The organism is Leisingera sp. JC1 (assembly GCF_001679925.1).
Classification (GTDB): domain Bacteria; phylum Pseudomonadota; class Alphaproteobacteria; order Rhodobacterales; family Rhodobacteraceae; genus Leisingera.
This window is the reverse complement of record NZ_LYUZ01000081.1, coordinates 141430-155138: the sequence shown is the minus strand read 5'-3', so window position 1 is coordinate 155138 and position 13709 is coordinate 141430. Positions and strand designations below refer to the sequence as shown.

The 13709-nt window shown below is 59.9% G+C and carries 17 protein-coding genes; 4 read left to right on the top strand and 13 right to left on the bottom strand.

What is annotated here, in order from left to right; genetic code table 11:
* Positions 1-21: 21 nt before the first annotated feature.
* Positions 22-1239 (bottom strand): MFS transporter, encoded by a 1218-nt coding sequence (locus tag A9D60_RS08795; protein ID WP_065267223.1) that lies wholly within the window; start codon positions 1237-1239, stop codon positions 22-24.
* Between A9D60_RS08795 and A9D60_RS08790 the strand changes: the two genes are divergently transcribed.
* The gene (locus A9D60_RS08790; protein WP_254656653.1) at positions 1240-1986 is read left to right on the top strand and encodes a DNA-3-methyladenine glycosylase family protein; all 747 of its coding nucleotides are present in this window, start codon (positions 1240-1242) and stop codon (positions 1984-1986) included.
* Positions 1983-2648, top strand: a complete 666-nt coding sequence (locus tag A9D60_RS08785) for an alpha/beta hydrolase (RefSeq protein WP_065267222.1) — start codon at positions 1983-1985, stop codon at positions 2646-2648. Before A9D60_RS08790 ends, A9D60_RS08785 begins: the two co-directional genes overlap by 4 nt.
* Before the next feature lie 38 nt (positions 2649-2686).
* Here the strand turns inward: A9D60_RS08785 and A9D60_RS08780 are convergent, their stop codons facing one another.
* Together A9D60_RS08780 and A9D60_RS08775 are read right to left on the bottom strand one after the other, a co-directional pair.
* Positions 2687-3109 carry a VOC family protein gene (locus A9D60_RS08780; protein WP_065267221.1) on the bottom strand — a complete coding sequence of 141 codons (423 nt, stop codon included), beginning with the start codon at positions 3107-3109 and terminating at the stop codon, positions 2687-2689.
* A gap of 12 nt (positions 3110-3121) precedes the next feature.
* Entirely contained in the window at positions 3122-3775 is a 654-nt protein-coding gene (locus A9D60_RS08775; RefSeq protein WP_065267365.1) for a pseudouridine synthase, read from the bottom strand.
* A gap of 230 nt (positions 3776-4005) precedes the next feature.
* Here A9D60_RS08775 and A9D60_RS08770 point away from each other — a divergent pair, with 230 nt between their 5' ends.
* Entirely contained in the window at positions 4006-4590 is a 585-nt protein-coding gene (locus A9D60_RS08770) for an HNH endonuclease (RefSeq protein WP_039183049.1), read from the top strand.
* 133 nt (positions 4591-4723) lie between these two features.
* Here the strand turns inward: A9D60_RS08770 and A9D60_RS08765 are convergent, their stop codons facing one another.
* A complete protein-coding gene (locus A9D60_RS08765; protein ID WP_065267220.1) occupies positions 4724-5089 on the bottom strand; it encodes a hypothetical protein in 366 nt (121 codons plus the stop codon).
* A 554-nt stretch (positions 5090-5643) separates the two neighbouring features.
* On the opposite strand from A9D60_RS08765, the gene A9D60_RS08760 reads away from it, so the two are divergent.
* Positions 5644-6990 (top strand): mechanosensitive ion channel domain-containing protein, encoded by a 1347-nt coding sequence (locus A9D60_RS08760; RefSeq protein ID WP_065267219.1) that lies wholly within the window; start codon positions 5644-5646, stop codon positions 6988-6990.
* A 39-nt stretch (positions 6991-7029) separates the two neighbouring features.
* On the opposite strand, the gene A9D60_RS08755 is transcribed toward A9D60_RS08760, so the two are convergent.
* The 9 genes from A9D60_RS08755 to rocF all read right to left on the bottom strand — a co-directional run bounded on the left by A9D60_RS08755 (position 7030) and on the right by rocF (position 13618).
* On the bottom strand, positions 7030-8013 hold the full coding sequence (locus A9D60_RS08755; protein ID WP_254656652.1) for an AI-2E family transporter: 984 nt from the start codon (positions 8011-8013) through the stop codon (positions 7030-7032).
* A gap of 53 nt (positions 8014-8066) precedes the next feature.
* Complete coding sequence (locus A9D60_RS08750; RefSeq protein WP_065267218.1) at positions 8067-8828, bottom strand: hypothetical protein; 762 nt, start codon at positions 8826-8828, stop codon at positions 8067-8069.
* Positions 8815-9216 (bottom strand): phage holin family protein, encoded by a 402-nt coding sequence (locus A9D60_RS08745; RefSeq protein WP_065267217.1) that lies wholly within the window; start codon positions 9214-9216, stop codon positions 8815-8817. The genes A9D60_RS08750 and A9D60_RS08745 overlap by 14 nt, the downstream gene beginning before the upstream one ends.
* Positions 9203-9655, bottom strand: coding sequence for a hypothetical protein (locus A9D60_RS08740; protein WP_065267216.1), 453 nt, complete (start codon positions 9653-9655; stop codon positions 9203-9205). The genes A9D60_RS08745 and A9D60_RS08740 overlap by 14 nt, the downstream gene beginning before the upstream one ends.
* Before the next feature lie 123 nt (positions 9656-9778).
* Entirely contained in the window at positions 9779-9964 is a 186-nt protein-coding gene (locus tag A9D60_RS08735; RefSeq protein ID WP_039183038.1) for a PLDc N-terminal domain-containing protein, read from the bottom strand.
* Between the two features lie 176 nt (positions 9965-10140).
* The gene (locus A9D60_RS08730; RefSeq protein ID WP_065267215.1) at positions 10141-10419 is read right to left on the bottom strand and encodes a hypothetical protein; all 279 of its coding nucleotides are present in this window, start codon (positions 10417-10419) and stop codon (positions 10141-10143) included.
* Positions 10420-10722: 303 nt separating this feature from the next.
* Complete coding sequence (locus A9D60_RS08725; RefSeq protein WP_065267214.1) at positions 10723-11769, bottom strand: ornithine cyclodeaminase; 1047 nt, start codon at positions 11767-11769, stop codon at positions 10723-10725.
* Positions 11766-12695, bottom strand: a complete 930-nt coding sequence (gene ctlX / locus A9D60_RS08720) for a citrulline utilization hydrolase CtlX (RefSeq protein ID WP_065267213.1) — start codon at positions 12693-12695, stop codon at positions 11766-11768. Before ctlX ends, A9D60_RS08725 begins: the two co-directional genes overlap by 4 nt.
* Positions 12692-13618, bottom strand: a complete 927-nt coding sequence (rocF, locus tag A9D60_RS08715) for an arginase (RefSeq protein WP_065267212.1) — start codon at positions 13616-13618, stop codon at positions 12692-12694. Before rocF ends, ctlX begins: the two co-directional genes overlap by 4 nt.
* Positions 13619-13709: the final 91 nt, after the last annotated feature.

Below are 13709 nucleotides of genomic sequence, written 5' to 3'. Positions count from 1 at the left end.
CTGGCGTTCAAGCGGAACCGGTCAGGCTTCCTTGGGCCGCATCACCAGCCACATCAGCGCGCCGCCCGCCAGAACCAGGAAGGGCGCCATGGCCATGTTGACCGCGTTCCAGCCGTCCACCGGATTGCCGCCGGAGCAGTTCATCAGGCCGCCGGAGGCCAGCGACGCCATGGTGACACCGCCAAATACAAGCAGGTCATTCAAACCCTGCATCCGGCCTTTCTCGTGGCTGTCATGGGCGCCGGCCAGCATTGTGGTGGCACCGATGAAGCCGAAATTCCAGCCAAGGCCGAGCAGCACAAGCGCGATAAAGAAGTTCTCCAGTTCAACGCCTTGCAGTGCAACTGCACCAGCTCCTGCGAGAATGATCAGACCCGCAGCGACGATCTTTTCCACGCCGAAACGGGCAATCAAATGGCCGGTGAAGAAGGACGGCACATACATCGCCAGAACGTGGAACATCACCACATCGGAAGCATTGCCCTGAGTGAAACCGCACCCTACCACAGCCAGCGGGGTCGATGTCATGACAAGATTCATCAATGCGTAGGAAACCATTGCACAGATTACAGAGACGGCGATAACCGGCGTCTTCAGCAGTTCAAGACGGCTGCGCCCTTTGGGGCTGTCATCGCTGGGTGCTGGTGGTTTGGGAATATCCAGAAGCAGGAACAGCGCGGCGCCGAACACATTAACAGCAATCACCGTCAGGTAGGTGCCAAGAAAAGGAATAACAAAGGCTTGGCTGGTCAGCTTGACCAGCTGCGGGCCGATCAATGCAGCTGCAAGGCCGCCTGCCATCACATAGGAAATCGCCTTAGGACGGAACGCTTCTGAGGCGGTGTCAGCGGCTGCGAACCGGTAGAAGCCATGCGCGCTCATGTAGACGCCGGTCATCAGGCTGCCGAGCAGGAAGACCGGGAAGGAACCGAGATACAGACCGTAGGCGCCAACCAACCCGCCTGTCGCGCCAAAGGCGGCGCCGACAAAGAAACCAGCCCGGCGGCCCCAGCGTTGCATAATTGCCGAAACCGGCGTGGCCGCCAGCATCGAGCCGCCCACGATCAGCGAGATCGGTAGCGTCGCAAAGCAGGGGTTGGAGGCCAGTGACTGGCCCGCAAGCCCGCCAACGATGAATATCATCGGCATCTGCGCGCCGAGGATCGCCTGGGCCAGCACCAGGATGGCAACGTTTTTCTTGGCGACTGCGTCGCTAGGGGTGGTCATGGTCATGCTCATATGGGATGCGTAGCGGTGAACCGGGGGCGGGGCAAGGCGCTTGCCGCGCTGGAGGGCCGCCCATTTGCCGCGGTCAAAGGGGGTGACGTGGCGTCAGATCTACCGAAGTTTCTGCCGGGTGCGGGCCGGATCATTCAATGCGGCGATTGCGTTGCTGAGGGCGCTGAATGGCTGGCAGCGCATGACAGCCGTTTCGCCGAGGTGCTGGAACTGACCGGTCCGCTGCCCTTGCGGCGCAAGCCCGAAGGGTTTGCCGAATTGCTGAGCGCCATTGTCAGCCAGCAGGTGAGTGTGGCGTCTGCCAATGCGATCTGGAAGCGGATGAAAGACGCCAAACTGACCGGCCCGCGCAAGATACTTTGGGCAACGGACGAGGACCTGCGCGCAGCAGGCCTCAGCCGCCAGAAAATCCGTTATGCCCGTGCGCTGGCGGAAGCGCGCATTGATTTCAAGATGTTGCGCAATGCTCCTGATGCCGAGGTGATCGCCACGCTGGTGCAGGTGCCGGGCATAGGCGTCTGGACCGCGGAGATTTACGCGATGTTCTCTTTGGGCCGAGCGGATGTGTTTGCCCATGGTGATTTAGCGCTGCAAGAAGCAGCACGGGTGCTGTTTGACTTACCTGCACGTCCCAAGGAACGGGAGATGCGGCAAATTGCGGAGGCATGGTCGCCGTGGCGGTCGGTTGCGGCGCGCATTCTGTGGGCCTATTACCGGGTGGCGAAGGACAGGGAAGGAATCCGATGACTCGTGTACTGAATGCCGGCCGCAAGGAGCCGCTCTCCGGCGAAACCCGGTCTGTTGTGGTGTTTCTGCATGGCTATGGCGCCAATGGAGCGGACCTGCTGGGGCTGGCCGATCCGCTGGGCGAACATCTGCCGGACACGCTGTTTGTCGCACCCGATGCGCCCGAGGCCTGTGCGGGGGCGCCGTTCGGCTTCCAGTGGTTTCCGATCCCCTGGATTGATGGTTCCTCCGAGGAAGAAAGCATGCGCGGAATGCAGGCCGCGGTCGAGGATCTGAACGCCTTCCTCGATGCGCTGATGGTTGACGAGGACGTGCTGCCTGAGCAAGTTGTGCTGTTTGGTTTCAGCCAGGGGACGATGATGAGCCTGCATGTGGCACCGCGGCGCGAAGATGCGGTTGCCGGGATTGTGGCTTTCTCCGGCCGTCTGTTGGCGCCTGAACTGCTGAAGGATGAGACCGTTTCAAAGATGCCGGTTCTGCTGGTGCATGGCGATCAGGACGACGTGGTGCCGGTGCAATCACTGCCGGAGGCTGCTGAGGCGCTGCAGGAGGCGGGTTTCCAGGATGTCTTTGCGCACATCCAAAAGGGCACCGCCCACGGCATCGCACCGGATGGGTTGAGCGTCGCTTTGGCCTTTATGCGGGACAAGTTGAGCCTGTAACTGTTCGCAGTTGAAAGAATTTCCGATTTTGCCGCGGTCTAATGCGACCACAAATTCGGCTCGGAAATCTCGACTGAGTTTCCAGCTGGATCCCGGAAGTAAATAGACCGGGGTCCATGCGGCCAGTCAAATTCTGCCTCTATGTCAACACCGGCGGCGCGGAGCCTGTCGCGCATTGCCAGCAGGTCTTCGCGGTTGAGGGCGAAGCAGACGTGCCCTGGACCCTGTGCGCCATGCGGAGGGACCGGCAATCGCGGATTCCCGGGCGGTTTCACTGTCTCTGACGCATTGAACAGAAGCAGGACGGAACTGCCGCAGCGGAAGAACACATGGCGGTTCGCGACTCTCTGTATGCATTCCAGTCCCAGAATGCGGCCATAGAACTCCTCGGCGGCATCCAGATCATCCACATAGAGCGCGGCTTCGAGAATGGCTTGCGGTGCAGGGGCTTGGGGCAGCATGGCTGCAGGTTATCAGCGGCGGCGGGGCCTGTCACCTTTCGCCGGGCGCGGCGATACAGCCTTGGGCCTGTGCGGCGGTTTCTGAGAGGGTTTGGGCGGGCCGGGCACGCGCGGCGGTTCCAGATCCTCCCAAGTGCCCTGAGCCAAGCCGTCCAGCGTCCAGGCGCCGATGCTGTATCGGATCAGCCGCAGGGTCGGGTGCCCGACCGCCGCCGTCATCCGCCGAACTTGCCGGTTGCGGCCTTCCCGTATGGTGAGTGCGATCCAGCTGTCGGGGACTGTTTTTCGCACCCGGACAGGCGGCGTGCGCGCCCAGAGACCGGGCGGTTCCGGGATCGCTAGCACCTTGGCGGGCCGGGTTTTTCCGTCCTTCAGTTCAACGCCTTCTGCCAGCAGCTTGAGAGCCTCTGCGCTGGGTATGCCTTCAACCTGCACCCAGTAGGTCTTGTCCATTTTGTGCTTGGGATCGGTGATCCAGGATTGCAGGCGGCCATTGTCCGTCAGCAGCATCAGTCCTTCGCTGTCGCGGTCCAGCCGGCCGGCGGCATAGACGCCGGGGCAATCGATATACTGGCTGAGCGTCGCCCGCGGGCTGTCCTGGCTGCCGCGGTCGGTAAATTGCGGCAGAACGTCGAAGGGTTTGTTGAAGCGGATCAAGCGGGTCATGGCCGCGCAATAGGCGGACTGGGGCAACAGGGCAAGAGGCTGTCCCTGTTGCAGCCTGTGGATAACTGTCATCGGCCTGTCATGGAATCAGCGCAGCTTGCTCCCGACATATTGTGGATCATTGGGGCTTGTCAGGTGCCAACCACGATATATAGTCAAATTTAGGCTGGGGCGGGTTCCCCGCTCTGGTTCCGGGAAACGGAAGATCAGGGCGAGGAAGACGTTCAAAAATGGATGGCGATTTCAGAGCAGAGTTTGTCAGATCTCCCGGGGCGCTGAAACAGCACCCGGCATTGGTATTGAATGCGGACTACCGGCCGCTTTCATATTATCCGCTGTCACTTTGGTCCTGGCAGGACGCGGTCAAGGCGGCATGGCTCGACCGGGTGGCCATCGTCGCCGAATATGACGAAGTTGTGCATAGTCCGAGCACCCAGATCCGAATACCGTCTGTTGTGGTTCTGAAAGATTACGTGAAACCTCAAAAGCGCGTGGCCTTCACGCGCTTTAATTTGTTTCTGAGGGATGAATTCTGCTGCCAGTACTGCGGCAGCAAAGGCGAGCTGACGTTTGACCACGTGGTGCCGCGGGCGGCCGGCGGGGTGACCAGCTGGGAAAATGTCGTTGCCGCTTGCAGTCCCTGCAACCTCAAGAAAGGGTCGAAGTCACTTCACCGGGCGGGTATGTCGCTGCGCAAGCCGCCGCGTCGGCCCGGAGCAGAGGAGTTGCGGAATACCGGGCGCAAGTTTCCGCCGAACCATCTGCATGAAAGCTGGATGGACTTCCTGTATTGGGATACCGAGCTGGACGCCTGAAGTGAGGAGCAGGGGGAACTCCTGCTTCTGAAAACCCTAAAGGAAATCTGCAGCGCGCGCCTGGGGAATGGTCTGAAAAGGCCATGTCGCCTTTTCAGTTGTTTTTCCTGTGCCTAAACGAAGTCAGCAGTGGCTAATCCCCGATTTGCTCCATGACTGCGTCCAGATGCGCGGTCGCGAATGGCCTGGTCAGCATTGGCAGCCCCTTCACATCCGGGTCTGTGGTTTTCCCGTTGACCAGAATGATACGCCACCCCTTGTCACGCGCGGCAAGAACCCAGTTCCGGGCCGCAGGAACACCGAGGGAGAATGCGAAGAACACCAGCCGTGGAGGCGGCGTGCTGTCATCCAGGAATGTATCGCAACGCTCGATTTTGGTTTCGCTGACAATGTTGTCCAGCCCCCGGCGCATCAAATAGTCGTTGATGTCGAGGGCCTCGAACGTGTTTTCGGTCAGAATTAGAATAGGTGCGTCCGCACTACTAGGTTCAGTGCCCATATGGTCTCCTTAAGTGATGAAGGAGCCATGCCACCTGGGCAGCAAAGCCGCATTAAACTGTGACATACCAGCGTGCAGTTGCTAAAAAAATTACTGCTCTGTCGGAGCTGGTTTGCGGAATAAGGATTTCCGATTTGATATTTGGTATTTTCTGTTACTTATCAAATGTATAAGTGAGATTTTTTGACCGCTGGCAGGCAGGTCATTTGTCGTTTTCGGTTTGTTTCTTGCCTTGTGCCTTTGTGTTTGAGTTGTCTCAGATTAATTGGATCCGGTGAGATGCGCTGCAATTCGCCGGAAAAATCGATAAGCGAGCAGAGGCGGAAACCCGTGAGGATCCTTCTGCGGGCCTTCCCAGTGGAGCAGTGATGTATCACTCTGCGAGCTCAGCCCTGCTGTTCTGCTTTAGGTAATGCTCAGTCGAGTCCACCGGGGTATTGGTCGAAGAACAGGCCGTGTAGTTTTAACGCCGCTATTGCTCTGAGGAGGAAGCCGAGTTGACGCTTAAAGGGGGAGTTAAGAGGTCCGTGACTGCAAGCCGCGTTCTATTGCGTATGTTTCTGGGGGTGACAGCCGCCGCGGTGCTTTCCTTCACTGCGTCGGGTGGCCTGGCGCAATCTGCAGACGGTCCCGTTCAGACAGACGGCCAGATCGAAGTTGGCGCGGAGGCTGTGCGCGATAGTGAGATCCTCAACCGGATCGAAAAGCTTCTGGCGCAGATTGATGGGTTCGCCGCCGTGGATGTTTCCGTCTCCGAGGGTGTCGTCAGGATTACCGGGCAAGTAATCGACAATGCGGCGCAGGACCGGCTGAACCAGATTATCAACCGGGTTGAGGGCGTGGTTGCGATCGAAAACGAAACTGAGATCAGCGGAACCTTGGAGGAACGGCTGGCCCCGGCGATGGAACGGATCGCAGCAAGAACACGTAACCTGCTGGCAAATGGTCCGATTTTTTTTGTGGCGCTGACGGCATTTCTGGTGGTCGCGGCGGGGGGCTGGCTGCTGACCACGCGGATCGGAATATGGTCCCGGCTTGCCCCCAACGCCTTTATCGCTGACGTATACCGGGCCGTCGCGCGCATCCTGTTCATCCTCACGGGGCTGGTGCTGGCGCTGGACATCCTGAACGCAACTGCGCTGATCGGCGCTGTCCTGGGCGCCGCTGGTGTCGTCGGTCTGGCACTTGGCTTTGCGGTGCGCGATACAGTGGAGAACTTTATTGCCTCCATCCTGCTCAGCCTTCGGCAGCCTTTCCGGCCCAACGATTTTGTCGACATCCAGGGCGATCAGGGAACTGTCGCCCGTCTCACCTCGCGTGCGACCATTCTGATCTCGCCCGAGGGAAACCATATCCGAATTCCGAATGCCACCGTGTTCAAGGGCCGTATCGTGAATTTCACCCGTGATCCCCGGCGCCGGTTTGGCTTCAATCTCGGCGTCGACGCGGATGCGGATCTGGCTGCGGCGCTGGCCACGGCTGTAGCCGCGCTGGAGGCGCAGCCGTTTGTGCTGAAGGAGCCGGAAGTCGGCGCTTGGATCAGCGAGGTAGGGGATTCCAACGTGATCCTGACTTTCACCGGCTGGGTGGATCAGACCAAGGTGGATTTCGCCAAGGCGCGTGGCGAAGCGATCCGGGCCGCCAAGCTGGCGCTGGAAGCTGCGGGCTTCGGTCTTCCTGAGCCGATCTACCGGGTGCGCCTTGATGGCGCGCAGACGGCAGTGCCGTCTTCGGATGAGTCCGTTGACGCAAGACGACCAGCCAAAACCGAACCAGCCGATCTGCCAGAGGCCGCGGATCCTGCGAGGCCAGAACCGGCCGTGGCAGAGGCTGCGGAACGGGAACGCAAGGGGCTCGACGGCGGCGAAAACCTGCTGGATGATCAGCAGCAGGTGGAGTGATGGCAGTGACCGCGAACTGCGTGGGACGCGAACGTGGTTTTACATGACTTCGCGCAGCGGATCCTCTTCCGTGCGGCCTTTCGACTCTGGCTGCGGTTCCAGCAGAACGCCAAGCCAAAGAAGCAGAGGCAATGTCGCGAAGGCACCGACAGGCCCCCACAGCCACAAGCCGAAGACAATCGACATGAAGATCAGCAAGGGATTGATCGCCATTCGCTGGCCGACGACCAGGGGCGTTACAATGTTAGCCTCTGCCAGGTTGATTAGCAGGAACGCAGCCGGTGGCAGTACAGCATAGACGCCATGGAACTGAAGCATCCCGGCAATGGCCAGGCTCAGCGTTATCAGCAACGGGCCCAGGTACAGCACGTAGTTCAGCAGGCCCGCCGCCAGGCCCCACAGAAGGGCATATTCAACACCAAGCGCCATCAACGCGGCTGCTGTAACAGCGCCCAGGCCGGTGTTCACCAGAGTGATCGCGGCAAAGTAACGTGCGACAACGGTATCTGCGTGCTTCAGCCTGGTCTTCAGCGGCCCCGTCAGGCGGTATAGATCGTTGCGGGTCAGCGTGAAGAAAAACAGAGTGCCCACGAAGATGAAAACCTGGGAAACAAAACTCGGTGCCAGCCACAGGGCATCGCCGACTGAGGGGATTGCAGTTTGCGGTTCCACCGCTTCAGCGCCCACGCTTTCTTCGATTTCCTGACTGATTGTTTCGATGCCCCGCAGCAGAGAAGAGGCACGGTCGATCAGGCCGGCCATAACCGACTTTATACGGGGCAGTTCGTCTATCAGCACGTTGATCAGCGGTTCGATCAGGAGAAGGATGATAGCAACAAACAGCGTACACAGCAGGAGCAGCGTCAGGGCGATCGCAAGCCGCGGCACACCGGCGCGCGCCAGCTTGTCGGCCAGCGGGGACACCACCACTCCCAGCACAAGCGCAAAGCTCATCGGGGCAAGGATTTGCTGCGCCAGTTGCAAGGCAGCAGTGATGCTGATGATCGTCAGGATCATCAGCATCACACGGACCCCCCGGCCGCTAAGGGCAGTTTTCAGAAATCCGGGCATGGCCATTAGCGGGCAGCGGTTCGGGGCGGCAGCCCGCTGTCATCTGAATCAAGTTTGGCGCTGGCCCTGTGATACAGTTTATCCATCTCTTCCCGCAGGGCCGTTTCCGCCTTGGCGGCCAGTGCATCCCGGTGGGAACCCAGCAACTCGTCTTCTCGGCGTGTCGGCGGCAGGAGCGCACCGATCAGCGCGCCCAGGCCGAGTGCAATAGCACCTGCGGCCAGCGGGTTCCGATTGTAAAAAGTCCGGCCCTGAGCCACAGCGCGAGCGGCCTGTGCTTCAACCTTTTCCTGAGCGTGCAATGCGGCGGTGCGGGCCTTGAGCACCCTTTTGCGGGCGGCATCGGGCAAAGCATCCAACCCTGCATTCAAAGTCTCACGCATCTTGCTGCTGCGGAAATTTTCGTCGCTCATCCCGGACATCTCCTGTTTCATGGCGGCATCCGCCGCGGCCACACGGTCATCAAAGCCCTGGAATGCAGCTTCGGGCGGAACAGCAGCGGGCCTGGCCGCCGGAGCCTTCGGGCGGCTGCCCGTGCCTGTTAACATCAGTGCAAGGCCAGCGCCGGTGAGAAGCAGCGCTGCCGGGTTGCGTTTGGCAGCAGACATTGCCTCGTGGCCCAGCTGGCCGCCATATCCGTGGGCCGTTGCTGCTAGCTGGTCTGTGACATGGCGCGGCGACAAGGTGCCGGACAGCCCGGACAGAGAAACTGCCAAGCGGCGTCTGTTTACTTCGGCTTGCTGTTCGAGCTTGTCAGTTCCGGTCATGAGTGGCCTCCTTGATGCTGGCGGCGTCCAGTTGGACGCTGCGGATGGTACGCGAGGGCATTAGAGCCTTGCCGTTCAGACGCGCTTTGGCCGCGGCGAGAAGGCCTGCGGCGCCTGCCATAAGCGCGCCGCCGACGAGCAACGCAGCAAGTCCCGGTGGCAAACCAGCGGATGCAATCCAGGCAACCAGCGCAGCCGCGAGCACATGCAAACCGGCCAGAGCCAGTACTGCTGCGGCGGCCAGACAGGCGAGGCCTGTTCCGGCGCTGGCTGCCTTCTCTTTCAGTTCACCCTTGGCCAGTTCCGCTTCACTGCGCAGCAGTGCTGCAAAATGACGGAGTGCTTCAAACAACAATTGCGGCGACTCGCGCAAATCACGATACGCCATGACCGCCTCCCTCGTGCACCGGAGCGCGATTGCGGACAGTTCTGGAAGGCATTTCAGGATCGGGGTCGTGCGTCTTCAGAAACCTGGTTGCTGCGAAACCAGCAAAAGCAGCCGCGCTCAAGAACAAGAGCGGGTTGCGGCGGGCGAAGGCGCTGACATCCTCAACAGTTTGTTCGATGTCGAGCGTCCGGACACGGTGGGCTGCATCCTCCAAATGACCGGCAACCATGCTTGCAGCCTTGGCCTGCATCGAGCCGGGAGAGAATGCACTGGCGGCGGCATCTGCTGCATCCGCCGTGTCCTCTACCTCCTGTGCGGCTTGAGACTGGGCGGCGTCCGTCGCTTCACGGAGTTTTCCTGCCACCGCAGCCTTGGCTTTGCGGCCCAAATCAGCCGCCTGACTGCGTGCCTGTTGTTCCAAATCGGAAGTGTTGGTCATTTCAAAGCCTCTCGGGTATCCGTGCGCTGCATTGCAGCGCGTTCCGCAGGTTGAGCCTGCGCAGGGGGCGTCCGCGGCCTGACATTGTTTGAGCCAGGCCAGCGTGTGATGCCATCGCGTTGATCAGATATGGGCGGCAGAAGATTTCGGACCGGCAATCAGCCAGATAATGAAGCCCACGACCGGCAGCAGAAGGATCAGCAGAACCCAGAGAATTTTTGCCACGGCAGAGGCGCTGGAGGAGACAATTTTGATGATCGCATAGATGTCTGCTGCCAGAACAAGCAGACCAATAAGTCCATATTCCATGATGTTCTCCCTTGGGAAATTGCTTCTGAAGGGTAAACGCCGGGAGGTGGGTTAAGGTTCCCGGTTGCAAGTTGTTTCGGCTTGAAAGGGGCGCAATCAGTTGGATGCGGGAAACTTAAAAGAAAAAGCTGCGCGATCTGCGCAGCTTTCTGTAACATGTTGGAATGGTTGGAAGATCAGTACCGTCTGCGCAGCGCCAGACCAAGCAGCACGCCGGCCCCAAGCGCACCGGCCACGGCCAGACCTGGGTTCTTCTTGATGAAGTCCTGCGACTGGCTGGTGAGACGTTCGATTTCGCTCTTGCCATAGCTGATACCTGCTTGCAGGCTTTCCTGTGCCTGCTCAACAGCCTCTTGGGCCTGCTCTTTAGCACGGTCAGCCAGCCGCTCGCCCGAGAGCTCTTCAGATGCGGAGTCGGCGTTGGAAAACTGCTTTGTTGCGGCTGTCTTTGTCATGCTTACTTTCCTTTGCATCTGCTTCCCGTTTGCAGCGCATCAATCAGCGCCTTGTGCAGGGTCAACGGATAGGCAGGCAAAAGGTTCCACGGCTAYTGGATGCAAAAGATTCCAATTAATGAAAAAGCCCCCGCCAGCAGAGGGCGGGGGCGAGTTGTCGGACAAATTGGGGACGTGTCCAGTAGCAGCGGCAGGCTGCCTACTTGAGCAAGACGCGCGAGGCGCAGATTGGTTCCCCAATGAATGCACTTTTTCGTCGCTAATTCTGCGCTTACCGCGTTAACGGCAAACGCAGGAACAGGATCAGGCCTTTGCGCGCTGCAGCATACCGAACAGATCGCGCGGGTCATCCGGGTCCGCAAGCATGTCCAGATCAATAAAGTAGTCCGTGCCCTTAATTCGGTCGCGGATGTAGCGAAGCGCAGAGAAGTCCTCGATCGCGAAGCCGACGCTGTCGAACAGGGTGATCTGGCGGTCGCCGGTGCGGCCCTGTTTCTTGCCTGCAATGACTTCCCACAGTTCGGTCACAGCAAAATCTTCCGGCATCTGCTGGATTTCGCCTTCGATCCGGGTTTGCGGCGGGTATTCGACAAAGACGTCGGAGCGGCTGAGGATGCCCGCGGCCAGTTCGGTCTTGCCAGGGCAGTCGCCGCCGATGGCGTTGATATGCACACCGCTGCCGACCATGTTGTCGGTCAGGATGGTGGCGTACTGCTTGTCGGCGGTGCAGGTTGTGAGGATCTGCGCGCCTTCAATGGCTTCTTCCGGTGTCTTGCAGCTGACGACCTCAATCCCCAGGCCCTGCAGATTGCGGGCGCATTTTGCAGTCGCCGCCGCGTCCTTGTCATAAAGCCGCACGGATTTCAGGCCGATGATCGCTTTCATAGCCAGGGTCTGGAACTCAGATTGGGCACCGTTGCCGATCATTGCCATGGTGGTGGCGCCTTTGGGGGCCAAGTACTTGGCCGCCATGGCTGAGGTTGCCGCGGTGCGCAGGGCAGTCAGCATGGTCATCTCGGTCAGCAGCACCGGGTAGCCGGTGTAGACATCCGCCAGAAGGCCGAAAGCGGTGACGGTCTGCAGCCCTTCGGAGGTGTTCTTGGGGTGGCCGTTCACGTATTTGAAGCCGTAGGCCTCGCCATCCGAGGTTGGCATCAGTTCGATCACGCCAACGTCCGAATGGCTGGCAACACGCGGGGTCTTGTCGAACAGCTCCCAGCGCTTGAAATCCTGTTCGACATAGTCGGCCAGATCCCGCAGCATCTGTTCGATGCCAACGTGATGAATGAGGCGCATCATGTTGTCGACGCTGACAAAAGGCACCAGGGCCTTATCCGAAGGCTGTGTCATGCGGTTTTCCTTTCACGGGGGCTGAGGTGGATGCCTGCCAGCATGCAGCGCACCGACCCGCCTGCGGTTTCGATAGTTGGGATGGTCAGGGGCAGCGGCTCGGCACTTTGCTCAATGACCGAAATCTGATCCGGGCGCAGCGCCTCAAGCGCCTTGGCAGAAAGTGCCAGAAGACGCCTGCGGCCTGTCAGTTCCAAGGCATTGCCCGCAAAACTGGCGATCTGCGCTGGCGTCAGGTCTATGACCCGGCGGCCTGTTTCCTCCAGCCGGGCCGCAACTTCGGCACGGCGGGCCGGATCAACGATCATATCCAGGCAAATCAGCGCGTATTCGGTGCCGATGCCCATCAGAACATTGGTGTGGTAGACGTCGCGGCCTGCATCATCTTTGGCTTCGAACACCATGGGTTCAAAGTTGAAATGGGTGCAGAACCGTTCCAGCAGCACCGGGTCGGCGCGGTTGGATTTCACCGTGTAGGCAATGCGCCCGATATGGTCGAGCACCATGGCGCCGGTGCCCTCCAGCGATAAACCGTCCTGTTCCAGGCCGGAATAGTCGATCACGTCCTGCACACGGTAGTCGCGCTTAAGGAGCTCAATCACGTCCCAACGGCGTTCCTTGCGCCGGTTTTCGGCGTACATCGGGTACACCGCAACGTGGCCGCCGGCATGGGTAGAGAACCAGTTGTTCGGGAACACGCTGTCAGGCGTTTCGGTGGTGGTGTCGTCGAACACATGAACCGTAACGCCAGCACCGCGCAGGGTTTCCACAGCGCCGTCAAACTCTGCCAGCGCCTGCGCGGCGGTGGTCTCCGCCGAGGTATTCGCAAGCGTCTGGAAAGCGTTATCACCCTGTGTTTCAGGATTGGAGCGGAAGTGGTGCGGGCGCACCATCACTACCGCTGAGGGGGCTTGCAGGCTGCTCACTGGTAGCTCCGTGTCGGGCGGTCAAAGACGCGTCGGCCAAGTGCCGAGGCGCAGAGGTCCACCATCAAATGCGCGGTGCGTCCGCGCTCGTCGAGGAAAGGGTTCAATTCAACCAGATCCAGCGAACTCATCAGGCCGGAGTCATGCAGGATCTCGCAAACAAGATGTGCCTCGCGCACGGTGGCGCCGCCGGGAACGGTGGTGCCGACGGCCGGGGCCACAGACGGGTCCAGGAAATCAACGTCCAGCGAGACATGCAGCATGCCGTTTGCCTGCGCAACCCGCTCCAGGAATCGGTTCAGCGGTCCGGCAATGCCGTTTTCGTCAATATGGCGCATGTCATGAGTCAGGATGCTGCTGCCTTCCAGCGCCAGCCGCTCTTGCGTATCAACTGAACGCAGGCCGATCATGCAGACGTTTTCCTGCGGCACCGGATTGGTCACCTCAGGAAAGCCATCGAAGCCATTGCGGCCAGTGAAATATCCTACAGGTGTGCCATGCAAGTTACCGCTGTCCGTTGTCTGCGGCGTGTGGAAATCCGTGTGCGCATCAAGCCATAGCACAAACAGGGGGCGGCCCGCTTTGGCAGCATGATTGGCGGCTCCGGCAACAGAGCCCAGCGACAGTGAGTGATCGCCGCCGAGGAAGACAGGCATACCGCGCTCCAGCGCGTTCTCGGCAGCCTTGGCTAGGCGAGAGGTCCAGCCAATGGTCTCGTTGCGGGCATAAATGACGCCATCATTGGTATCTTCCATGTGGTCGTCCGGTGCCAGATTGCCGAGGTCCTCAACAGTGTGGCCCAGGCTTTGCAGGGCTTCGGTGATACCAGCAGTGCGGTAGGCGTCAGGGCCCATAAGGCAGCCAGCCCTGCGTTTGCCGCTGTCTACAGGGGCGCCAATCAGGATGCAGTGTTGTGATGTCACTGTTTTGATCTCCCAAAATTTCAGGTTTGATACTAGAAACTTCCGAAACGTGATGGAATCCAGCAATCATTTTGCCCATAATGATGGGCAA